Origin of the sequence: Paenarthrobacter aurescens (genome assembly GCF_041549525.1) — a bacterium.
GTDB classification, from domain to species: domain Bacteria; phylum Actinomycetota; class Actinomycetes; order Actinomycetales; family Micrococcaceae; genus Arthrobacter; species Arthrobacter aurescens.
This window is the reverse complement of the sequence record NZ_CP157456.1, coordinates 886,455-910,427: the sequence shown is the minus strand read 5'-3', so window position 1 is coordinate 910,427 and position 23,973 is coordinate 886,455. Positions and strand designations below refer to the sequence as shown.

The window sequence follows — 23,973 nt, the reverse complement described above, 5'->3', positions numbered from 1 at the left end:
AACTCCGGCGAAAGAACGGCATGAACACCACAGATCACCTGATCCCCCGCCCCTCCCACGTCGCACTCCTGGACGGCCCGGCTTACACGCTCGCATCCACCGCCCGGATCGCCGCGGACCCAGGCGTGCCAGTCGCCGGGCAGCTCGCGGCACTGCTGCGCCGCGCCACCGGATTCGAGTTGCCCATAGTCCAGGAAACTCACCCAGGTGACATCACCTTGGAGCTGGAAGAAACGTTCGACGGCGGCCCAGAGGCTTACGCCCTCACAGTCACCGGGTCCGGTGTCATGTTGTCTGCCTCCACGGCCGCCGGACTCTTCAACGGCGTCCAGACATTGCGCCAGCTTTTCCCCGCAACTATTGAGGACACAGAACCTGGCAACGGCTCCTGGGTGATTCCCGCCGTCGAGATTGCGGACGCTCCACGCTTCGCGTACCGGGGCCTGATGCTGGACGTTGCCCGCAACTTCTTCACCGTGGACGAGGTGAAGGAGCAGATTGACGTGATGACGCAGTTCAAGTTCAACGCCCTGCACCTCCATCTGACCGATGACCAGGCGTGGCGCATCGAGATCCTGGAGCCCGTAGAGAACCCGTCGGGGCTGGATTACGCCAACCTCACTGCCCTGGGTGGGAAGGGAGCCGTGGAGGTTCCAACGGCAGTGCCTGTCCGGGGCAATTCCGGTTTCTACACCCAGCAGGATTTCCGGGAAATTCAGGCGTACGCCGCCACGAAGAACGTCTTGGTGGTTCCGGAAATTGACCTCCCGGGCCACGTGAACGCCGCCCTCGCTGCCATTCCGCAACTCAATCCCGACGGCCAGGCGAAGCCCATGAGCACCACGGCAGAGGTAGGCTGGTCAACGCTGAACGCGGACCTTCCCACCACGTACGAGTTTGTCCGCGAAGTCCTCAGCCAGCTCGCGGCCATTACCGTGGGACCGTACTTGCACATCGGTGGCGACGAAGCCCACGTCACCACCCGTGAGCACTACATCGCCATGGTTCAGGAGTTCGTACGGATTGGCGCCCACACGGGCAAGACCGTGGTGGGCTGGAACGAGTACGCCGCCGTCGAACTCCCGCAGGGTGCCGTCATTCAGTACTGGCACGGCGACTTCGCCCCCACCCTCCAGCAGGCGGAACAGAACGCGGCCAAAGTAGTCATGTCTCCGGCGGCCAACAGCTATTTGGATCAAAAATACTCATCGGACAGCCCTGTTGGCTTGGAATGGGTGGAAGGCGGACCCTTCACATGGTCCGAGTACTACAACTGGGATCCCGCGCAAGGCGGTCTGCAGGACCACCACATCCTCGGCGTGGAGGGGCCCTTGTGGTCTGAAACTGTCCGCAACAATCAGCAGGCCCAATGGCTCCTCTACCCGAGGGCGGTTTCCTTGGCGGAAGTAGCCTGGTCCGGTCCGGAGGTCCGCAACGCAGGTGACTTCCGACGTCGGCTGGGCGCCTTGGGCGAGCGGCTCGCCAAGCAGGGCGTCGCCTTCCAGGAAGCACCCGACGTCGAGTGGTCCGCTGCATCTACATGGCCGTTTGTGGTCGCGGCGCCGTCTTCATCTCCCAAGTACGGAACAATTGAGGCATGAGCGAGCAAAACGAAGCCCAGTGGCACGACGAACCCACCGATTACGGGCAGATCGGCAAGCTCCCCAGAACTGAAGCGGCCAGTGCGCAGGACACCGCGCCGCCGGCGAGTGTCATCGGATCGCTGAACATCACCGCTGCTGCCGCAGATCCTGAACTTCTGGATCTGCCGTGGCATATTGCCTTGGAAGATTGGCCGGCCGAAAACCTGGCGGCGCTCCCCCGCGGTATTTCCCGGCATATTGTCCGTTTCGCGCATTTGGGCGGCTCGGTCATCGCCATCAAGGAAACCTCTGAGCACGTTGCCCGCCATGAGTACCACATGCTGCGGAAGCTGGCCCGGCTGGACGTTCCCTGCGTGGAGCCGGTGGCTGTCATTACCGGCAGGACCACTGTGGACGGCAGACCCCTGAACCCTGTGCTGGTCACCCGGCACCTGAAATTCTCCATGCCGTACCGCGCGCTGTTCTCCCAGATGCTCCGCAAGGACACGCTGACCCGTTTGATTGATGCCCAGGCGCTGCTGCTGGTTCGCCTGCACCTCGTAGGTTTCTACTGGGGCGATGTTTCGCTGTCCAACACACTGTTCCGCCGTGATGCCGGCGCCTTTGCCGCCTACCTTGTGGATGCCGAAACCGGTGAGCTGTACCCGGATCTGTCCATGGGCCAGCGTGAATACGATCTCGAAATCGCTCGAGTGAACATCGCTGGTGAACTGATGGACCTGTTGGACGGCGGGCTGATCGAGGAGAAGGTGGATCCTGTAGCCACCAGCGAGCTGATCATGGACAGCTACCGCCGGCTCTGGACTGAGCTGACGGAGAAGGAGTCCTTCGAACTCGGCGAGCGGTGGCGCGTGGCTGCCCGCATCCGCCGTCTCAACGAGCTCGGCTTCGATGTTGAAGAGTACGCCATCAAGACCACCGCGGACGGATCCACCATCCAGCTCCAACCCAAAGTGGTGGACGCCGGACACCACCAGCGCCGTTTGCTGCGCCTGACCGGATTGGACGCCCAGGAGAACCAGGCCCGCAGGCTCCTGAACGACATGGATCAATTCCGTGCGGACAACAACCCGGACCTTGACGAGGAAATCAGCGCCCACATCTGGGTCAGCCAGATTTTCGAACCCATTGTCCGTTCCATTCCGCGGCACCTGGCCGGGAAGCTGGAGCCGGCCGAAGTGGTGCACGAGGTTTTGGAGCACCGCTGGTACATGAGCCAGAAGCAGGACAGGTATGTGCCCTTGGCGGAGACAGTCCAGTCTTACCTGGACACGGTGCTGCAGCACCGCCGCGACGAGGCCGCCATCATGCTGAACCCTGACACGGAGCTGCTCAAGATCCTTGAAGTTGAGGTAGAGGAATCCGGCCGGTACGACGACGAGGACGAGTACCCGGACGCGGACGACTAGCGAGTTTTTGTACAGCTAACGCCCCTAAGAGGGCTTCTAAAGGGCGTTAGCTGTACAAAAACTCACGGTTCCAGTGTCTCGGCCAGCCCGGCCAGAACGGGTTCCCGGCCCAGCTCGATGTGCGAGTACGCCAGGGAGTAGGCCAGGTCCGGCTTACCCTTCAGGATTGCGTTGCAGAGTTCGGTGTGTTCATCACGCTGGAGTTCATTACTGCGGTTGTGTGCCAATCCGAAGATCCACCGCATCCGCCCAAACAGGGGTTTCACGGATTCAACGAGCAGCCTGTTCCCGGAGAGGCGCACTATTTCGGCGTGCAGCTCGGCGCTGATCAGGGCTACGTCGTCGGCCCGTTCGTCGTCGATGGCTGCCCTGGAGGCCTCCAGGAGAACTTCCAGCCGTCCACCGTCGCTGCCTTCGGCCACACGGGTGGCCGCCATGCGTGCAGCAAAGGTTTCCAGGCAGAGGCGAACGTCAAAGAGCTCGTTGACATCCGTGAGGGTCAGTTGACGCACCACTGCCCCGCGCCGGGGGAACGTTGCCACAAAGCCATCCTGCTCCAGGCGCTGAATGGCCTCGCGCACAGGAATACGGGAGACGTTGTAAAGCTCCGAAAGTTCGCGTTCCCGCAACCGCATTCCTTGCGCGTAGGTCCCGGTGACAATGCCCTCCAACACCAGTTGGTAGACGTTCTCCGCACGAGCCTCTTCGTCGCGGCCGTTTCCGGTTTCCGGCATTGCCTCAGCCAATGAAAAACTTCCCTTCATGCAGACGCGCCAGTCCTATGAGTGGCGACCCCTACACTACTTTGGTATACAAGAAATTCACAGTGTCCGGAATGGCCTTAGCCTCACTCGTTCCGCGCCGTCGGAGCATCATCCAGGGGCGACCACCATGTGACCGGTGGCGTCACTTTGAAGCGGCGCCCAGTCACCTTGCTCGGGGTAATGCGGATGAACTGATCCTTCTGGCCCGCCTCCCAAGGGAACAAGAGGAGTCCTATGGTATCCAGGACGTCCTCGGTGAGCTTCACGGCCGTCGCTTGGCCTTTGACCACCACGCTCCACGCCACCCCGGTTTCGGCGTTGACGCCGTCGGCTTCAATCGCCACCGGAGCATCGCCGAGGGCGGCATGGAGTTTGGTGCCTTCGCCAGTCCGGAACACCATGGTCCCGTGGTCAACTTTGTAATTGACCGGGAAGATGTCCGGGTGTTCGTCCACCACCACGGCCAACCTGCCCACTGACACGCCGCGGAGAAGTTCCCAACACTCGTTGGTCTCAAGGATTTCGGTTGCTGGCGTTTCCGGCTGATTGGTTCCTGGTGCTGCTGAATTGGTCATATCGCAGAGGATACGCGCGGAGTTGCTGCCCGAACAGGCCCGCCAACGAACGTCGCAACAAGTCGCCTCTGAACTTATCTGCGCGTAAGCATCCCGGGGCCGCTACATCGGTGGCTGGTTTGCCATCTGCTCCAGTGCAACAGGAATGTAGGTCAGAACGTTGAGCAGCGCCCAGGTAGCAAGTCCATAGCCGAGGATGAGGGCCAGTATGGCCACAGTGCGGCCCCTCTCGTTCCTTCGTCTGATCTGATTCAGGGAGACGTGTCCGGCACCCACTGCAAAGGTGGCAAGAATTCCCAGGCCAAAGAACCAGATACCGGCAAAGGCAAGAGCGCCCAGGGCAATGGCAGCCATGGCCAGCAGGTTGATCCGGCCAGTGGTCGGCGGTGCTTTGGTAGATGACACACTCACTGTTTCCCCATTTCGTAAGCGTCACATGAGTCTAACCGCGCAGCAGAGGCTCCAGCATCCGCTGAGCCTCCCCAGTTGCAGCAACAGGGTGGGTTGGACGAGGAGCACTACGGGACGAATGTGGCTCTCGGCTCATGGGCGGTTATTTGCTCAGTCTGTACAGTTTGTCCTGCTGCGCCCACGCTGACGAGCGGGCCACGAATGGCAAGGAACCCTGCCCCGGCCAGTACTACGGCTTCGGCGGCGAGCACCCAAAACGTTAACTCCCAGCCACCTGTCATAGCGTGCAGCATTCCGGCGCCCAGCGGACCGAGGGACGCCAAAGCGAAGCCAAATCCTTGGCTCATGGCGGAGAGCCTGCCCGCGGACTCCGGGCCGTCGGATCGGATGACCACCAACGCCATTGCCAGACCAAATCCGGCGCTCTGCACCACTCCCAAAATGCCCACCATGAACACCTGTGATTCAACCGGCGCCATCAAAACTCCCAACAGTGCGGCCGCCACGGACAAGCCAAGCCCGGGAGCCATGATCCTCAGGATGGCGGGACGGCTGGCCAGTACGGGTGCCAGCAGACTGGCCGGGAGGCCCGCCAGGCTGAACCACGCAAGCAGAGCAGCGGCATCGGCGGGTTCCAGTCCCCGGGAGACCAGATACACCGCCAGCCAGGACGTGATTGCGAAGTACAGCATGGCTTGCAGCCCGAAGAATGCGGTCACCGCCCACGCCGTGCGCTGCTTCCGAAGAGGCGCAGGCTTCCGTACAACAGCCGACGACGGCGCGTCCCCCGTTTGTGCCTGAGGAACGCCGCCCTGGGCGCTGCCTTTGGATCGGTGAATCAGGAAGGCGCCCAGCAGCGCCGGTACCGCCCACACAGCAAGTGCCGATTGAAGGTTGCCGCCAAAAGCCGCAGCAAGTGGTTGGACCAGCCCGGCCCCAAGCGCCGCTCCGAGCCCGAAGCCCATGGTGCATAGCCCCGTCCACCAGCCCGTGCCGCGGTTTGCCTTGACGATCTGTGGCACCAGGACACTTGCCGTCATGATCGCCATACCGGCCAAGAACGTTCCGGGCAACAGAAGCGCGGGCACAGTAGCCCGGACAATAAGGGCTGCAGCGAGAACCAGCAACGCAGCAGCCACTGCCCGCCCAGTGCCCAGTCTCCGGGCCAGCCAAGGCCCGATCGGACCCGAAAGGCCGAAGGCCAACACAGGCAGAGTTCCCAGCAGTGGGAGCAGAGCTGGATCAAGGCCAAATAGCCCCGGCAGCTGACTCATTACCCCGGCAATGGTTGTGATGGCAGGCCGAAGATTAATGGAAACCATGAAGAGCGCAAGCAGCACCAGCCCCGCCATCAGCCTCGGACTCGGTCCCACACCAGTCTGCCGCTTCTCGCGCATGTCAATCCCCCTCGTCAATTTTGGTATACCAAGTAAGGCTAGAAGGAGCGTGGTAGAAAGTAAATGCCACCGAATAAGCAACACAGATGTGACTAGGTCTGGGTGTGACAACTCTTTGGAATACCAAGAGGACGCTAGTGATAGAACGTCGCACCCAAGCACCCCGGGAAGTGAGAGAGCGTCGCGCCCGAGCACATGGGACGTGAGAGAGCGACAGGAGAAAGCACCCGGGACGTGAGAGAGCGACAGGAGAAAGCGCCCGGGAAGTGATAGAGCGTGGCGTCTAAGGGAGGTACCACCGAGCGGGCCGAGCGTTGCGGCCCCGTGGGCCGCCCCACGAAGAGCCAGCCTTAGATGGCCTTGCCCGGGTTCAGGATTCCCTGGGGATCGAAAAGCTCCTTGATCCGACGCTGCAGTTCCCGCACGGGTTGGGGCTGTTCCAGGCCGAGCCAGCGCAGCTTGTACTGGCCAACACCGTGTTCGCCTGTAATGGTGCCGCCCATGTCCAGGCCTACCCGGATGGATTCGTCCAAGGCAGCGTTGAGTCGCTGCAAGGCGTGGGCGTCGGTGGTGGGGTCCACGCGGTCCATCCAGAAAGTGGGGTGCAGGTTGCCGTCACCGGCGTGGGCCACCACTTTGAGGCGCACCTGGAATCTGTTGGCCATGGCTTCGAGCTCGGCCACGAAATCCACCAACCGCGAGCGCGGGACGGCGATGTCTTCGCCCACACGGAATTCGTCGTCAACTTCCACGCCGCGGCTGTTGCGTCGCATTTCCACCAGCATCTCGGCTTCAGCGCTGGCTTCGGTGGTTACGGTGGCGCCGCCGTCGGCGAGGACCTGCCGTACGACGTCGGCCTCGGCAGCGGCTCCAAAACCGTCTGTCTGGATGAGCAACAGGGACTTGCCGCGCTGTTGGAGGTCGCCGCCGTGGAGTTCGTCGAGTTGCACCAGGGTGCCGTTGTCCAGGAGTTCCATGATGGCGGGCTGGACCCGGGCCTTGCCCACGGCGAGCACTCCTGCGGCGGCGCTGCGGAAGTCCTGGTAGAACGCGGCGATGGTGTGAACCTCGCGGGGCAGGTACTTGAGCCGGACTGTTACACCCACCACTATCCCCAGTGTTCCTTCTGAGCCCACCAGGAGCGCAGTGAGGTCGTAGCCTGCCACGCCTTTGAAGGTTTGGTGGCCCGTGTGCATCAGTGATCCGTCGGCCATCACCACGTCCAGTGCCAGTACGGAGTCGCGGGTCACGCCGTATTTGGCGCACCGCAGTCCCCCGGCGTTGGTGGCCACGTTACCGCCGATTGTGGACATCTTGTAGCTTGCGGGGTCAGGCGCATACATGAGGCCGTGCTCTGCAGCGGCGGCGTTCAGATCGGCGTTGATGACGCCGGGCTCGACGACGGCGGTCTCGTCGTCCGGGTTGAGGTCCAGGATGCGGGTCATCCGTTCAAGGCTCAGGATGATGCAGCCTTGGGTGGCGTGTGCGCCGCCGGAAACACCTGTGCCGGCACCCCGCGGAACAATGGGCACTTGGTGCGCGGCACAAACCCGGACAACGTGTTGGACGTCTTCCACAGATTCCGCCCAGACAACAGCGAGCGGCAGTTTCCTCTCAAGGATGGGGCCTTGATCGGCGGAGTAAACGGTGAGGTTTTCTTGATCGACCGCTGTTTGCCCGGTGCCCAGTCCGGCCTGGAGATCCCGCAGAAAAGCATGTTGTGCTGCGGTGGGTTGCGCGGTTTCCCCGGCGTCCACGGCCCGGGCCTTGATGCTTTCCTCTGATGTTCCGGCAACGGCCGTTTCGTCCGACAAGACTTTCCCTCCACATGAGCTCTGCGGACACGCCAAACCGGCAGTCTTCGCAGTCTTTTCAGTGCCAGTCTAGTCAGCGTCGCAGGTGGCCGGCACGGCGGCAGAACTCCTTTGGTGAGGGGGAATCGCGGTTCCGGGAATCGCCCAGATTCCGGCGGACACTCCTTCAGAGCGCAGAGAAACGACGCCGTCCGCCCCGGAGGGTGCCGACGTCACGGTTCCGGATTGGTGCAGTGGCGAGTCCAGCAGCGCCCCGAGCTGGGCTTTGCTGAGAACGGACCGGTCCAGCACTACAGAGGCGGTATCCCGGGCAACGAACACCAGGACCGATGATTCGGGGGTTTCCCGGACAAAGACCAAGCAGTGGCCTTCGGCATGAATCCAACGAACCCCGCCATTGGTCAGGCCCGGCAATTCCCGGCGCAGCTGTGCAAGCCGTGCGTAGAGTGATCGCAGGTCCTTGTGCTCACGTCTGGAGCCGGACCATGGCATGGGTGTCCTGGAGTCCTCGCCGTTGAACCCTTCGAGTCCGAACTCGTCGCCCGCGAACATGACAGGAACGCCCGGCAGGCAGAAGGTGAGCACAGCGCCCACTTCCGGGCCGCCGTCGATCATGACGGTTGCCGCCCGCGCGGTGTCATGCGTGTTGAGGGCGTTCATGTTGTTTTGCAGCACACCCCAGCTAAATCCGGCGGCAAGGTCCTGATGGGTGGCGAGGAAGTCTTCAGCGGGGATTCTGTTTGGCCCGGCTTGTGGTGAGCCGAAAAAGTTCACGTTCGGTGCATCTTTGGCAAGCCAGGACCACAACGGGCGGGTCAGGTTGGAGTAGCTCATGGCACCGTGCCAATGCTCGCCCGTGAAGTCGGGAGCGGCGTCGGACGTGGACTCGGCGAGCAAAGCCGCGTTCGGGTTGATTTCCCGCACCCTGGCAGCGATGAGCCGCGCTACCTCGTGGTTGAGGTCCACTGCGCCCAGGCGCCCGGTCATGTTGCCGACGTCGATCCTCCACCCGTCCAGGTTGAAGGGCGGCTTCAGCCAGCGGGCCACCACGGAGTCGTCATCGGTGATGAAGCGCCGGCGGAGGGCTGCCGAGGACCAGTTGAACTTAGGCAGGGACGGTACACCCCACCACGATTCGTAGCTGGAATGGTCCGGGCTGAAATAGTAGTAACCGGCTTCCTCCGAGCCCGGGTCCGCGAGCGCTTTGACGAACCATTCGTGCGCGTCCCCGGAATGGTTGGCGGTGAGGTCTCCCATCACTTTGATCCCCCGCGCGTGTGCGGCTTCAACAAGATCCACCAGGGCTTGGTCGCCGCCCAGGAGCGGGTCCACCGAATCGAAGGTGGAAGCGTCATAACGGTGGTTGGAGCGGGCGGGGAAGAACGGCGTCAGGTAGAGGATGGTCACGCCCAATTCCTCCAGGTGAGGGAGTTTGTCCGTGATCCCTGGCAGGTCTCCACCGTAGAACTGGGTGGAGGCTTCCCGGCCCGTTCCTGCTACTGGTTCTTCCCAGGAACATGAGATGGCCCAATCTGGTGTGGGATGGTCATCCGCCTGCGCGGATCGGGCGAAGCGGTCCGGGAACACCTGGTACATGGTGCCCTTGCGCAGCCACTCCGGTCCCGGAGCAAACGCCGTGAGCCTGAAGTCAGCCGAGTCTGAAACGTCCCTGTTGAACAGCCCTTGGGCGTTGAGGTTCCAGTAGCGTCGCCCAACCGTACTTCCGCTTGCTACGGTGGCGGCAGCGCCGTCGTCGTGCGTTTGTGGTTCTTCCAGCAGGAAGCGGTACTTGGCCACGGGATTCGCCACGAGCATGGCTGCTTCCCACCATTCCCACCCGCCGGCGGAGCCGCGGCGAATCGCGGCGTCATAGCGGGGCTCACCGTCCTGGACTGAACGGACCCACACCTTAGACGCCGGGCCCCACCCCTGCGGGATACGCACCCTGAGGCGAACGGTGTCGCCAAGGGTGGCGGTGTGGGGAGCATGGAGTCCGGAGCCGTCATGGTGAGGGAGGGCGGTTGTCATGGTCAGCCTTTCACTGAGCCCGCGGTCAGGCCGCTGACAATGTACTTCTGCAGGAAGAGGAACAGTGCCATGACAGGGATCGCGGCGATCACGGCACCTGCGGCGAAAACGCCCCAGTTCTCGGAGCGCTGCTGCGCCACATAGGAGTAAAGGCCGACGGCGAGCGTCTGGCTGTCCGGATCGGTCAGCACCACGCTGGCGATCACGAATTCGCTGGAGATGCCAATGAAGGCAAGCAGGCCCACCACGGCAAGGATGGGGGTGACCAGGCGCAGGATGATGCCAAAGAAGATCTGCACATGACTGGCGCCGTCAATCTTGGCTGCTTCATCCAATGACTGCGGGACCGTGTTGAAGAACCCGTACATCAGGTAGGTGTTCACACCCAGCGCACCGCCAAGGTAGACCATGATCAGGCCCAGCTGGCTGCCCAGCCCCAAGGCCGGGATCACTTGGGAGATGCCGCTCAAGAGCAGGAAGATGGCGACGACGGCCAGCAGTTGCGGGAACATCTGCAGCAGGAGCAGGGTCAAGAGTCCCATGCGGCGCCCCTTGAAGCGCATGCGGGAGAAAGCGTAAGCGGCCATGGCCCCCAGGAATACGGTGGCGGCCGATGTCACTGTTCCCACCACCAGGGTGTTGAGGAACCAGCGGGCAAAAGGACGGGTGGGGTCGCTGAACAGAGCCACGAAGTTGCCGGTATCGAATCTGGTGAACAGTCCGTTGGAACCCACCAGGGTGCCGTTGGAATCCAGGGCGGCGGACAACACGTAGAGCAGCGGGAACACGGCAAAGATGGTGGTGAGAACCCCAACCACGTGCCGCCAGCCTTTGTCCTTGAACCAAGCCCCGAAAGGACGTCGTTTTGCCTGCAGGGGCCGGGCGCCGGCGTCGAGCGTTGTTTCCTTAGTGGCGGCGATGGTGCGTACGCTCATCAGTTCACGTCCTCGAGTGCTTTGGTCTGCTTGAAGCTGATGGCCGAAATGGTGGCCACAATAATGAAGATGATGATGGCCAGAGCGCTGGCCAGGCCGTAGTCGCGTCCCGTTCCCTGGCCGAACGCCACCTTGTAAACCAGCGTGATCAGGATGTCCGTGGATCCGATGTCCCGGTCAGTGTCCGCAAAGCGCGGGCCACCGCCGGTGAGCATGTAGATCACGTTGAAGTTGTTGAAGTTGAAGGCGAAGGATGAGATGAGCAACGGCGCTACGGAGACCAACAGAAGTGGCAGCTTAATGGAGCGGAACACCCGCCAGGCAGAAGCTCCATCCATGCGGGCTGCCTCGTCAATCTCTGAGGGCAACGATTGCAGCGCACCGGTGCACACCAGGAACATGTACGGGAAACCCAACCAAACGTTGACCACCAGCACGCTGATCTTGGCCAGGACCGGGTCCGTGAGCCAGCCGATGTTCGCGCCGCCCAGCAATGTTTGGTTGAGCCAGCCGAACTCGGGATTCAGTATGCCGGACCACACCAGGCCGGACAGGAACGCGGGGAATGAGTACGGCAGGATCATGAGAATCCTGTAAACCTTCTTACCGCGGAGGTCCTCGCGGTTGAACGTTGTGGCCAGGAAAAGACCCATCACAAACGTCAGGGCAACGGAGGCAATGGAGAAGGTGAACGTCCAGAGGATCACGCCCAGGAGGGGTCCGCGCAGGCTGGGATCTGTGAAGGCCCGGACGAAGTTGTCCATGCCAACATCGATCTTCCAGCCGGTGGCCAGGGTTTCGCCGTTTGCATCTGCGAAGGCGCCCTTTCCGTTATCGCGGTATTCCCGGCCCGTTTCGGTGTCCGTGAAGGTGTCCGTGGCGGCGTCGTAGTTCAGTGCCGGCTTGAACTGGTACGCGGTACTGCCGTCCGCTGTGCGCAACGTTCCATCGGCGGGATTGTCCGAAACCGGCACCGTGATTTTCAGGATCTCCTGCTGGCTGGCCACAATCTCCTGGAACTTCAGCGTCTGGTAGCCCGGCAGGGTGGTGGCTTTGCCTGTTGAATCCTTGCCGGCGTCCGGAGCTTCTGTGAGCGGCTGTTCCGTGCTGCCTATTTGGGCTTTCCCTGAGGGATCGGTAAAGAGCAGGTAGTAATCGTTGCCTTTGGTCAGGACGGAAGCCTTGTAGGCAGGTGAGTCCGGTACGCGCTTTTGGGCTGTGAGTTGGATGGCCGAAATGGCATCATCTTTGGTGCTGTTATGGCCGTCGCCGTAGTTGGTGAAGGCTATGTAACCGCTGAACACCACCACCAGGACTTGGAACACCAGGAGGAACAGCACCCCGGGAGCCAGGTACTTGGCCGGTAGCCCACCTTTGCGGAGGTAGATCCAGTTAATCGCCAGAACCACCAGCGAGGACACTGCCAGCGCAGCCCACGACTGGCTGAGGAACAGCATCATCAGGACGTACACCGCGAATGCGTCCACCAGTCCCAGCAGGACAACTTTGGCAATGGTGCCTTTGAGGGAATCCGGATGGCGGGTGGGTTTCTTTGGGCGTACGGATTGACCCGCGCTGCTGCCGTTGATGTCCGGCCGGGCCGGGCCTGCGGGGGCTGGGGTGGTTGGCAGTTCACGGAGTTCTGGTTTTGGCATTGTGGATCCTTGGGTGGAGCGGTTGACGGCACGCAGGGCCGGACGGTGGGTGTGCCGCCCGGCCCTGGCAGACCGGTGGAGTTATCCGGTTGCGGTACTAGCCGCCGATCTTGGACTTGATGCTGTCGGCCATCTTGGTCCAGGCTTCAGCCGGATCACCCTGACCCTTGATGATGGCCAGCTCGGTGGCTCCCCAGTCAGCCCATACCGCGCTCATCTCCGGAACTGCAGGCATGGGTACGCCGGTGGAACCGATCTTGCCGAACGCCTCCACTACGGGATCGCTGGCTGCTTTAGTGAACGAAGCCTTCAGTGCCGGGGGACGTCCGCCTGCGGCGTACATGGAGTCCTGTGCCGACTCTGAGGTGAGGTAGTTGGTGACGAACTCGTTGGTGGCCAAAGCATTGGCGCTCTTGGCGCTGATGAAGAAGCCGTTGACGCCGATGAACGGCTGGGCGGGCTGGCTGCCGGTGGTGGGCAGCTCATCGACGGCAAACTTGATGCCCTTCTTCTGAACGTCCGGGACGTTCCACGGACCCGTCAGGAAATACGGAGATTCGCCGGCCAGGAACTTCTCCTTGGCAATGTCCCCGGTGATGTTGGAGTTGATGATCTTCTCACCGGCGTCACCCCAGGCGGCCAGTTTCCTGGCGAATTCGACGCCGGCCGCGTCACCGATCAGGAGCTGCTTGGCGTCGTAACCGCCGTCGGCGTTCTTGCCGAACACCTGCGAACCCATGGAGGCCTGCAGCGGGTAGAGGTGATAGGGATCGGCCTGTTTCGGGTCCATACCTACCAGGAACGGGAACGTGGCTTTGCCCTCTGCAACAGCCTTCTTTCCGTTGGCCACCACTTCATCGAACGTGGCAGCTTTGTTCTCCACGATGCTGGTGTTGCGGAGCAGGGCAATGTTTTCGATCGCGTACGGAACACCGTAGACAGCACCGTTGTAGGTCATGGCTTTGATGGAGGAGTCCTGGAACTGTCCGGCTTTGTCGCCCAGCTCGATCGGCGCGATCACACCGTTCTGGACAAACTTTCCAATCCAGTCGTGAGGTCCAACAATCAAGTCCGGGCCCTGACCGGTGGGTACTTGGGTAATGAAGTCGTCACGGACAGCCGCGAAGTCTTTGACAACCAGCTTCACTTCAATGCCGGCATCTGACTTGAATTTCTCGGTGATGTCCTTCAGCGCCGGGGAGCGTTCAGCGTCAACCCACATGGTGATCACACCGGCTCCCGCAGCTTTGAGGTCCGGTTTTGCCTCTGCCGAAGCGGGGGCAGTGGATGCGCTTCCACCGCAGGCACTCAGCGCCAAGGCTGCTGCTACGGAAATCGCACCAGTGGCGAAAACACGCCGGGTGGTCTGAGTCGCGAGGGTATTGTGCACCTTCATTGGTGTCCCTTTCGTTCTTTTCTGCTTCGACGGCTAGGACTCTGGACCTTCGCATCGCCGGTGACATGGCTCACAACTGCAAGCGCTTCCACACACTACCGTGCCGAATGAGTATTTGGAAAGCCCAAGCTTCGATTGCACGGCAAAGACAGCAGCCTTAGGACTGGAAACGTTTACAATCGGAGGAAAACTCTTCTACGATGTCTCCATGTCCGTTGATTCCTTGCTCTCGGTTGCGACCCACGAGCCCACTGCAGCTTTCACGCAGCTGACCCCGGTCCACGACGCCTCCATGGCGCACGGCTGGTGGCGTTCCGCTGTGATCTACCAGATCTACCCGCGCTCTTTCCGCGACCTCAACGGTGACGGTGTAGGAGACTTGGCGGGAATCACTGCCGAGCTCACCCACCTGGCCGGGCTGGGCGTGGACGCCGTATGGTTGTCGCCCTTCTACCGCTCGCCCCAGCGCGATGCAGGATATGACGTCAGTGATTACTGCGACGTCGATCCCCTCTTCGGCACCCTGACCGACTTCGATGCCCTCATTGCCGAGGCCAACAGACTCAACCTGCGCGTCATCGCTGACCTTGTCCCCAACCACTGCTCGGATCAGCACGTAGCTTTCCAGGCAGCCCTTGCTGCCGGGGCCGGCAGCGCGGAGCGGGACATGTTCATCTTCAGGGACGGACAAGGTCCGGATGGCAATGAGCCTCCCAACAACTGGCAATCACACTTCGGCGGCCCTGCTTGGACACGCATCACGGAGCCGAACGGGCAAGCCGGTCAGTGGTTCCTGCATCTCTTCGACTCCTCGCAGCCGGACTTCAACTGGGACAACCCCGCCGTCCACGCCGAGTTTGAACGCGTGCTCCGCTTCTGGCTGGACCGCGGAATCTCCGGTTTCCGCGTGGACGTGGCCCACGCCCTGGTCAAAGCCACAGGACTGCCCAACTGGGGTGGCCGGGCAGACGGCAACAGCACCGATGGCTTCCCGGGCCACGACGCACCCATGTTTGGCCAGCCTGCCCTGCACGATATCTATCGCCGCTGGCGTTCCATCCTGGAAGAGTACGGACCAGACCGCATCCTGTGCGCAGAAGCCAACGTGGACCCGCTTCCCCGCCTGGCACAGTGGGTGCGGCCCGATGAAATGCACCAGGCCTTCAACTTCCCCTACCTGCACGCAGGACTGGACGTAAACCGCCTCCGCCACATCATCACTGACTCCTTGGTCTCCTTGGATGCCGTGGGTGCCCCGAGCACCTGGGTGCTGTCCAACCACGACGTCGTCCGGCACGTCTCCCGCTTCGGCTACGACGGACCAGGACCCCGGGACGGCGACGGAATCGGCCCTGACGACGTCCAGCCCAACGAGGAACTCGGACGACGACGGGCTGCCTCAGCCACCATGTTCATGCTGGGCCTGCCTGGCGGCGCCTACATCTACCAAGGCGAAGAACTGGGCCTCCCCGACTCCTTCAGCATCCCGGGAAACATGCGCCAGGACCCCACGTTCGCCAGGACCGGCGGAGCGCGCATCGGCCGCGATGGCTGCCGTGTGCCGCTGCCTTGGCGTTCCTCCGAGCCGCACTCCGGATTCGGCAACGGCCAGGATCCCTGGCTGCCCCAACCGGAGTCCTGGCCCGCGCTGGCGAGGGACAAGCAGGAGGCAGATCCGGCGTCGCACCTTAACCTCTACCGCCACATGCTCGCCCTCCGCGCTACACATCGCCTTGGCGAGGGTTCCCTCGCCTGGGTGGAGGACTACTGCAGCGACACCTCGCTGGCCTACCTCAACGGCAACGCCCTGGTGATCATGAACGTTGGGGAGGAGGCCATGCCGCTGCCGGCAGGACAGACCATCCTGCGGAGCACAGGAGCGAACAGCGCAGATTTTCCGGGCGTTGATCTACTAGGCTCAGGGGAGACAATCTGGCTCACTGCCAGCTAACTTTCCACCAAGGAGCAGCATGACCGGCATCAAGGACGTCGCCGAGCGGGCTGGGCTGTCCGTTGCCACGGTCTCGCGGGCCCTGAGCGGCAAGGGAAACGTCTCCCCCGCCAGCCGGGAACGTGCCCGCTCCGCCGCCGCCGAGCTGGGATTCGTCCTGTCCTACCATGCATCCAGCCTGGCCTCCGGGCGCACGCACAATGTTGGATTGGTGGTTCCCTCGGTCCACCGCTGGTTCTTCTCAGCGGTGATCGAGGGAGCCTCCGCGGCGCTGCTTGAAGCCGGCTACGACCTCACCCTGTACAACATCGGAGAAAACCCCGAGCACCGAAAAAGCGTCTTCAACGATTTCCTGCTGCGCAAACGGGTGGACGCGGTCATTGCTGTATCGCTCGAGCTCAGCGAGGACGAGATCCAGCAGCTTCACGCAGTGCATCGGCCCATTGTGGGGATCGGCGGCCCCTTGCCCGGAGCATCCACCATCAGGATTGACGACTCCGGAATCGCGCTCAAAGCCACCAACCACCTGCTCGGTTTGGGACACACCAAGATCGCCCACATCACTGGGCTCGAAGCCTATGACCAGGACTTCCGCCTGCCCGGAACCCGCCGCAGCGGTTTTGAAAAAGCAATGGACGACGCCGGTTGCCCGGTCAGGCCCGAATGGATCGTTTCTGCGGACTTCACCATAGAAGGCGCTTACGCTGCCGCCCGCCAGCTGCTGGCCAGCGCACCCGAAAGGCCCACCGCAGTTTTCGCGGCGTCAGACGAAATGGCGATCGGCACCATACTTGCGGCCAGGGATTTTGGCCTGCGCATCCCTGAGGACCTCTCGGTGATGGGCATCGACGGCCACGACCTCGGCAAAGTCCTCGGCCTCACCACCATCGATCAGGACGCCAAGGGACAGGGGGCGTTGGCTGTCCGGACACTGCTCGGCGCGATCAACAACGGGCTGGTCCTGGAACCGGCCGATACCCGGCACCCCACCAAACTGGTGGTCCGGACAAGCACAGCCGTACCCAAGGCCAGCGGCTCCTGAGCCTTACCGGTTCCTGAGCCCTCCCTGCCCGTAAGCCTTCCCTAGGGCAAGTGCCGCTCCATCACCAGCTCCAGCTTTGAGGCGTCCTGCGGATAGGGACGGCTGGCCCCCGTAGTCTCAAATCCCTGGCGCCGGTAGAACGCAAGCGCCCTGACGTTCTCCTCATGAACGCCAAGCTCAATGCCTCCGGCACCCAACTCCTCCGCCGCAGCTTTACATGATTCGTTGAGCAGTTGATCGGCCAGCCCCAGCCCTCTATGGGCAGGCGCTACATAGACACTGATCAGCATGGCCTGCAACGGCTTCTCCGGGGCTTGCGGATGCTTGACCACCACACGCATCAAGCCACACAGTTTACTGCCGTCCACGCCCAAATCTGCCACCAGGGTGATGCTGTCATCCCCGGACATTGCGGCTGCACGCTCCTGCCATTGGGTGTCCGTTTGCCGGCGCGCTGCAACCACGCTCTCCCCGTACGCCATGGGCGTGTCCGTGAGCATCTCCAGCCGTACTGCCTTCAACAACTGCCAATCGCCCGCGCGGAGCCTGCGGATCCTAGGCAACTGCTCCGCCCATGAACCTCACGTACCGGTCAAGGACCCTAGGCCAGCCTTCTGCGTAGGACGCCCGCGAAGCTGCGGGGTCCTCCGCGCCTTCCCAACCGTCATGGATCAGGCGTACTTCCGTGCCTTCCTCCACAGCACGGAACACCACACGGATCTCCGTAGACCACAGCGGCGTACCGGCGGGGTACCAGCTGGCGTGGAAGGACAGCGGGGGCTGCCAGTCGTCGATTGTTCCCCATACGGATGTGCGGCCATCCTCGGCAGTCTCCAGGATCAGGTTCTCTTCGAACTCAACGTGGGATCCTTCGCCGTACACACTCTCAAATTCCAATGGCCACCAGAGGTGCGGATGATCGGTGAAACCCTGGAAGGCGTGCGAAACGTTGGTGGGCACCACCACTGTGATGATGAGGGGTTCCAAACCGTCCTCGCCCTGCCTGGACGCCTCGGGCTGGGACTCTGGGTGGCTAAACAGATCTTCCATGACCACCAACTCTACCGGTGGCAGCAGGTGCGTGCAGGTGGGATAACCAGCGTTAAATGCGGGAAGCCCCGACCTAATGGTCGGGGCTTCCCTGAATTTATGTCCGGCGGTGTCCTACTCTCCCACACCCTCCCGGGTGCAGTACCATCGGCGCTGTGGGTCTTAGCTTCCGGGTTCGGAATGGGACCGGGCGTTTCCCCCACGCTATGACCGCCGTAACTCTGTTACCCGACCCCGTGGGGTGGGAAATCTTTGGGTTACAACTGTGGTGTTGTTTCAACTGTGGTGTTGTTTCAACTGTGGTGTTGTTATTTTGTTGTGTTGGTTCCTGGAACATTGGTTGTTGTTCGGGAACCACATAGTGGACGCGTGCAGTGTGTTGTGTGGTGTAAGTTGTTGGCCTATTAGTACCGGTCAGCTTCACGAGTCTTTAGTCCTCGCTTCCACATCCGGCCTATCAACCCAGTGGTCTGGCTGGGGGCCTCTCACACATAAATGTGTATGGAAATCTCATCTTGAAGCGAGCTTCCCGCTTAGATGCTTTCAGCGGTTATCCCATCCGAACGTAGCTAATCAGCGATGCACTTGGCAGTACAACTGACACACCAGAGGTTCGTCCGTCCCGGTCCTCTCGTACTAAGGACAGCCCTTCTCAAATTTCCTGCGCGCGCAGCGGATAGGGACCGAACTGTCTCACGACGTTCTAAACCCAGCTCGCGTACCGCTTTAATGGGCGAACAGCCCAACCCTTGGGACCTACTCCAGCCCCAGGATGCGACGAGCCGACATCGAGGTGCCAAACCATGCCGTCGATATGGACTCTTGGGCAAGATCAGCCTGTTATCCCCGAGGTACCTTTTATCCGTTGAGCGACGGCCATTCCACAATGTACCGCCGGATCACTAGTCCCGACTTTCGTCCCTGCTTGAGATGTCTCTCTCACAGTCAAGCTCCCTTGTGCACTTACACTCGACACCTGATTGCCAACCAGGCTGAGGGAACCTTTGGGCGCCTCCGTTACTTTTTAGGAGGCAACCGCCCCAGTTAAACTACCCATCAGGCACTGTCCCTGACCCGGATCACGGGCCGAAGTTAGATGTCCAAAGTGACCAGAGTGGTATTTCAACGATGACTCCACCCGAACTGGCGTCCGGGTTTCAACGTCTCCCACCTATCCTACACAAGCCACTCCGAACACCAATACCAAACTATAGTAAAGGTCTCGGGGTCTTTCCGTCCTGCTGCGCGTAACGAGCATCTTTACTCGTACTGCAATTTCGCCGAGTTTATGGTTGAGACAGCGGGGAAGTCGTTACTCCATTCGTGCAGGTCGGAACTTACCCGACAAGGAATTTCGCTACCTTAGGATGGTTATAGTTACCACCGCCGTTTACTGGGGCTTAAATTCTCAGCTTCGCCCGTAAGGGCTAACCGGTCCTCTTAACCTTCCAGCACCGGGCAGGAGTCAGTCCGTATACATCGTCTTGCGACTTCGCACGGACCTGTGTTTTTAGTAAACAGTCGCTTCCCCCTGGTCTCTGCGGCCCACACCCGCTCACGGAGAGCAAGTCTCCATCACGGGGCAGGCCCCCCTTCTCCCGAAGTTACGGGGGCATTTTGCCGAGTTCCTTAACCATAATTCTCTCGATCGCCTTGGTATTCTCTACCTGATCACCTGTGTCGGTTTGGGGTACGGGCGGCTAAAACCTCGCGTCGATGCTTTTCTTGGCAGCATAGGATCACCGGATCCCCCCATACGGGGGTCCCATCAGATCTCAGGATCGTGCTCGAAGCACACAGGAACGGATTTGCCTATCCCTGACCCTACATCCTTAGACCGGGGCAACCATCGCCCGGCCCGGCTACCTTCCTGCGTCACACCTGTTAATACGCTTACCTCCCGGGATCAGGTCCCGCGCTCGGCCAAAACCCACACACCACAAGGGTGGGCGGGCAGGCTCCGGGCGGTTAGTATCCCCCGCTTGGCATGGGCGGTTTTTCGCCGGTACGGGAATATCAACCCGTTGTCCATCGACTACGCCTGTCGGCCTCGCCTTAGGTCCCGACTTACCCAGGGCAGATTAGCTTGACCCTGGAACCCTTGATCATTCGGCGGACGGGTTTCTCACCCGTCTTTCGCTACTCATGCCTGCATTCTCACTCGTGTAGGCTCCACCGCTGGTTTCCACCGCGACTTCACTGCCCACACGACGCTCCCCTACCACTCCACACCCCTGAACCACGAAGGCTAGGGCATTATGTGAAATCCACAACTTCGGCGGTGTACTTGAGCCCCGCTACATTGTCGGCGCGGAATCACTTGACCAGTGAGCTATTACGCACTCTTTCAAGGATGGCTGCTTCTAAGCCAACCTCCTGGTTGTCTTCGCAACTCCACATCCTTTCCCACTTAGCACACGCTTAGGGGCCTTAGTTGGTGGTCTGGGCTGTTTCCCTCTCGACTATGAAGCTTATCCCCCACAGTCTCACTGCTGCGCTCTGACTTACCGGCATTCGGAGTTTGGCTGACGTCAGTAACCTTGTAGGGCCCATCGGCCATCCAGTAGCTCTACCTCCGGCAAGAAACACGCAACGCTGCACCTAAATGCATTTCGGGGAGAACCAGCTATCACGGAGTTTGATTGGCCTTTCACCCCTACCCACAGCTCATCCCCTCCATTTTCAACTGAAGTGGGTTCGGTCCTCCACGACGTCTTACCGTCGCTTCAACCTGGCCATGGGTAGATCACTCCGCTTCGGGTCTAGATCACGCCACTACACTCGCCCTATTCAGACTCGCTTTCGCTACGGCTACCCCACACGGGTTAACCTCGCGACGTAACACTAACTCGCAGGCTCATTCTTCAAAAGGCACGCCGTCACAGTTACTTGTGATTACTCACGACTGCTCCGACGGATTGTAAGCACACGGTTTCAGGTACTGTTTCACTCCCCTCCCGGGGTACTTTTCACCTTTCCCTCACGGTACTGGTCCGCTATCGGTCATTAGGAAGTATTTAGGCTTATCAGGTGGTCCTGACAGATTCGCACGGGATTTCTCGGGCCCCGTGCTACTTGGGATACTCCCCAGGCCGTGCACAACATTACGGTTACGGGGCTCACACCCTCTCTGGCCGGCCTTTCAAGACCGTTCACCTATGCCTGCACCTCACCTCACTGGTCCGGCAGAACCAGAACGGAAAGTCCCACAACCCCGCCCATGCAACGCCCGCCGGCTATCACACATGGAAACGGTTTAGCCTGATCCGCGTTCGCTCGCCACTACTAACGGAATCACTATTGTTTTCTCTTCCTGCGGGTACTGAGATGTTTCACTTCCCCGCGTTCCCCCCACGCACCCTATGTGTTCAGATGCGGGTCACACAATCACCATGACAGCGTTGTGCGGGGTTTCCCCATTCGGACATCCTGGGATCAACGCTCGGTTATCAACTCCCCCAGGCTTATCGCAGATTCCTACGTCCTTCTTCGGCTCCTAATGCCAAGGCATCCACCGTGTGCCCTTAAAAACTTGACCACACAAGATCAAAAACTTACTCGAGAGAACCATGACCACAAGGGCCAGGTTCATTCATAAGAAATTGCTGTAGAAACACACACCAAAAAGGCGTGTGTTTCAGATGCTCGCGTCCACTATGTAGTTCTCAAACAACAACCCCGTCAACCACACCCCCAACCACCACAACCACCCCAACAAAAGGAGTAGCCGCTCAACGGTGACCAGAGGAACCGGCCGCAGGAACAAAAGAAACACCAGAAGTGCCCCCATGCATTGCTGCAAAAAGGTCCTGTTGCCTCAGGACCCAACAGTGCGCCAAACACAACCCCCACAAACCACGCCCCGGCAGCGTTCCACACAACCCACACCCCCACCAAAGCAGGAACACAGGAAGCCGTACTAACACCAGGACACAACCAGGAAAGGCCATGCCAAAGAAACTTTGATTTGTTGATATTCCACCCATGAGCACCCACCGCAGAACATACGCCTGCGCAATGGGCAACACTGACAACCACCACCACACCCATACAGGCACAGCAACCAGTTGTTAGCAGCTCCTTAGAAAGGAGGTGATCCAGCCGCACCTTCCGGTACGGCTACCTTGTTACGACTTAGTCCCAATCGCCGGTCCCACCTTCGACGGCTCCCCCCACAAGGGTTAGGCCACCGGCTTCGGGTGTTACCAACTTTCGTGACTTGACGGGCGGTGTGTACAAGGCCCGGGAACGTATTCACCGCAGCGTTGCTGATCTGCGATTACTAGCGACTCCGACTTCATGGGGTCGAGTTGCAGACCCCAATCCGAACTGAGACCGGCTTTTTGGGATTAGCTCCACCTCACAGTATCGCAACCCTTTGTACCGGCCATTGTAGCATGCGTGAAGCCCAAGACATAAGGGGCATGATGATTTGACGTCGTCCCCACCTTCCTCCGAGTTGACCCCGGCAGTCTCCTATGAGTCCCCGCCATAACGCGCTGGCAACATAGAACGAGGGTTGCGCTCGTTGCGGGACTTAACCCAACATCTCACGACACGAGCTGACGACAACCATGCACCACCTGTAAACCGACCGCAAGCGGGGCACCTGTTTCCAGGTCTTTCCGGTTCATGTCAAGCCTTGGTAAGGTTCTTCGCGTTGCATCGAATTAATCCGCATGCTCCGCCGCTTGTGCGGGCCCCCGTCAATTCCTTTGAGTTTTAGCCTTGCGGCCGTACTCCCCAGGCGGGGCACTTAATGCGTTAGCTACGGCGCGGAAAACGTGGAATGTCCCCCACACCTAGTGCCCAACGTTTACGGCATGGACTACCAGGGTATCTAATCCTGTTCGCTCCCCATGCTTTCGCTCCTCAGCGTCAGTTACAGCCCAGAGACCTGCCTTCGCCATCGGTGTTCCTCCTGATATCTGCGCATTTCACCGCTACACCAGGAATTCCAGTCTCCCCTACTGCACTCTAGTCTGCCCGTACCCACTGCAGAACCGGAGTTGAGCCCCGGTCTTTCACAGCAGACGCGACAAACCGCCTACGAGCTCTTTACGCCCAATAATTCCGGATAACGCTTGCGCCCTACGTATTACCGCGGCTGCTGGCACGTAGTTAGCCGGCGCTTCTTCTGCAGGTACCGTCACTTTCGCTTCTTCCCTACTGAAAGAGGTTTACAACCCGAAGGCCGTCATCCCTCACGCGGCGTCGCTGCATCAGGCTTGCGCCCATTGTGCAATATTCCCCACTGCTGCCTCCCGTAGGAGTCTGGGCCGTGTCTCAGTCCCAGTGTGGCCGGTCACCCTCTCAGGCCGGCTACCCGTCGTCGCCTTGGTAGGCCATTACCCCACCAACAAGCTGATAGGCCGCGAGTCCATCCAAAACCACAAAAAGCTTTCCACCACCATGACATGCGCCAGATGGTCATATCCGGTATTAGACCCAGTTTCCCAGGCTTATCCCAGAGTCAAGGGCAGGTTACTCACGTGTTACTCACCCGTTCGCCACTAATCCCCCAGCAAGCTGGGATCATCGTTCGACTTGCATGTGTTAAGCACGCCGCCAGCGTTCATCCTGAGCCAGGATCAAACTCTCCGTTGAAGTAAAACAAATCAAACAGACACAACCACACCCACCGGAAATAACGGCAAGACACGGCTGCACAAAATTCGAAACCAGCTGAAAACCAGACCACCACACACGGGGGTGCGCGACAATCCGGCCATAATTTCAACCAATCAATAAAACAATCGGCATCAACAAACTTGGCACACTATTGAGTTCTCAAACAACAGACACACCCGGCACCACTCAACCCCCACAAAGGGGCCAAGATCGCTCCGGAGCAACTTTTCAAAGTTACCGGCTGGCTTCCTCCGAGTCAAATCGGCAAGCTTGACTTGATTTTTCCTTGCGGTTTCTTGTCAGCTTGCGAT

At 60.5% G+C, this 23,973-nt stretch carries 15 protein-coding genes and 3 rRNA genes; 4 read left to right on the top strand and 14 right to left on the bottom strand.

Going from position 1 to position 23,973, the window contains the following annotated elements; translation table 11 throughout:
• Positions 1-20 precede the first annotated feature (20 nt).
• Together ABI796_RS04350 and ABI796_RS04345 are read left to right on the top strand one after the other, a co-directional pair.
• Positions 21-1,601, top strand: coding sequence for a beta-N-acetylhexosaminidase (locus ABI796_RS04350; protein ID WP_141285774.1), 1,581 nt, complete (start codon positions 21-23; stop codon positions 1,599-1,601).
• Positions 1,598-3,013 (top strand): DUF4032 domain-containing protein, encoded by a 1,416-nt coding sequence (locus ABI796_RS04345; RefSeq protein ID WP_141285776.1) that lies wholly within the window; start codon positions 1,598-1,600, stop codon positions 3,011-3,013. Before ABI796_RS04350 ends, ABI796_RS04345 begins: the two co-directional genes overlap by 4 nt.
• Positions 3,014-3,075: 62 nt before the next feature.
• On the opposite strand, the gene ABI796_RS04340 is transcribed toward ABI796_RS04345, so the two are convergent.
• From ABI796_RS04340 to ABI796_RS04300, 9 genes are all read right to left on the bottom strand, one after another.
• Positions 3,076-3,747, bottom strand: coding sequence for a GntR family transcriptional regulator (locus ABI796_RS04340; RefSeq protein ID WP_246095876.1), 672 nt, complete (start codon positions 3,745-3,747; stop codon positions 3,076-3,078).
• Between the two features lie 113 nt (positions 3,748-3,860).
• On the bottom strand, positions 3,861-4,352 hold the full coding sequence (locus ABI796_RS04335; protein WP_141285780.1) for a pyridoxamine 5'-phosphate oxidase family protein: 492 nt from the start codon (positions 4,350-4,352) through the stop codon (positions 3,861-3,863).
• 102 nt (positions 4,353-4,454) lie between these two features.
• Positions 4,455-4,763: a DUF4190 domain-containing protein gene (locus ABI796_RS04330; protein WP_218028024.1), complete on the bottom strand. Its 309-nt coding sequence runs from the start codon at positions 4,761-4,763 to the stop codon at positions 4,455-4,457.
• A 107-nt stretch (positions 4,764-4,870) separates the two neighbouring features.
• Positions 4,871-6,160, bottom strand: coding sequence for an MFS transporter (locus tag ABI796_RS04325; RefSeq protein ID WP_141285782.1), 1,290 nt, complete (start codon positions 6,158-6,160; stop codon positions 4,871-4,873).
• Between the two features lie 350 nt (positions 6,161-6,510).
• Positions 6,511-7,974 (bottom strand): FAD-binding oxidoreductase, encoded by a 1,464-nt coding sequence (locus ABI796_RS04320; protein WP_141285784.1) that lies wholly within the window; start codon positions 7,972-7,974, stop codon positions 6,511-6,513.
• Between the two features lie 69 nt (positions 7,975-8,043).
• On the bottom strand, positions 8,044-10,002 hold the full coding sequence (locus ABI796_RS04315) for a glycoside hydrolase family 13 protein (RefSeq protein WP_141285786.1): 1,959 nt from the start codon (positions 10,000-10,002) through the stop codon (positions 8,044-8,046).
• A gap of 2 nt (positions 10,003-10,004) precedes the next feature.
• On the bottom strand, positions 10,005-10,937 hold the full coding sequence (locus ABI796_RS04310) for a sugar ABC transporter permease (protein WP_141285788.1): 933 nt from the start codon (positions 10,935-10,937) through the stop codon (positions 10,005-10,007).
• The gene (locus tag ABI796_RS04305; RefSeq protein ID WP_373092334.1) at positions 10,937-12,592 is read right to left on the bottom strand and encodes an ABC transporter permease subunit; all 1,656 of its coding nucleotides are present in this window, start codon (positions 12,590-12,592) and stop codon (positions 10,937-10,939) included. The genes ABI796_RS04310 and ABI796_RS04305 overlap by 1 nt, the downstream gene beginning before the upstream one ends.
• Before the next feature lie 97 nt (positions 12,593-12,689).
• Positions 12,690-13,988: a maltose ABC transporter substrate-binding protein gene (locus ABI796_RS04300; protein ID WP_141285792.1), complete on the bottom strand. Its 1,299-nt coding sequence runs from the start codon at positions 13,986-13,988 to the stop codon at positions 12,690-12,692.
• Positions 13,989-14,196: 208 nt separating this feature from the next.
• Here ABI796_RS04300 and ABI796_RS04295 point away from each other — a divergent pair, with 208 nt between their 5' ends.
• Both ABI796_RS04295 and ABI796_RS04290 read left to right on the top strand, forming a co-directional pair.
• A complete protein-coding gene (locus ABI796_RS04295) occupies positions 14,197-15,939 on the top strand; it encodes a glycoside hydrolase family 13 protein (RefSeq protein ID WP_246095877.1) in 1,743 nt (580 codons plus the stop codon).
• Between the two features lie 19 nt (positions 15,940-15,958).
• Complete coding sequence (locus ABI796_RS04290) at positions 15,959-16,981, top strand: LacI family DNA-binding transcriptional regulator (RefSeq protein WP_141285796.1); 1,023 nt, start codon at positions 15,959-15,961, stop codon at positions 16,979-16,981.
• A gap of 41 nt (positions 16,982-17,022) precedes the next feature.
• Here the strand turns inward: ABI796_RS04290 and ABI796_RS04285 are convergent, their stop codons facing one another.
• From ABI796_RS04285 to ABI796_RS04265, 5 genes are all read right to left on the bottom strand, one after another.
• On the bottom strand, positions 17,023-17,544 hold the full coding sequence (locus ABI796_RS04285; RefSeq protein ID WP_373092331.1) for an N-acetyltransferase family protein: 522 nt from the start codon (positions 17,542-17,544) through the stop codon (positions 17,023-17,025).
• On the bottom strand, positions 17,537-18,031 hold the full coding sequence (locus tag ABI796_RS04280) for an SRPBCC domain-containing protein (protein WP_141285798.1): 495 nt from the start codon (positions 18,029-18,031) through the stop codon (positions 17,537-17,539). Before ABI796_RS04280 ends, ABI796_RS04285 begins: the two co-directional genes overlap by 8 nt.
• A 101-nt stretch (positions 18,032-18,132) precedes the next feature.
• Positions 18,133-18,249 (bottom strand): 5S ribosomal RNA (rrf, locus tag ABI796_RS04275).
• A 165-nt stretch (positions 18,250-18,414) separates the two neighbouring features.
• Positions 18,415-21,569: ribosomal RNA gene (locus ABI796_RS04270) — 23S ribosomal RNA — on the bottom strand.
• A 547-nt stretch (positions 21,570-22,116) separates the two neighbouring features.
• Positions 22,117-23,638, bottom strand: a 16S ribosomal RNA gene (locus ABI796_RS04265).
• Together the 16S, 23S and 5S rRNA genes form the textbook arrangement of a ribosomal RNA operon.
• Positions 23,639-23,973 lie beyond the last annotated feature (335 nt).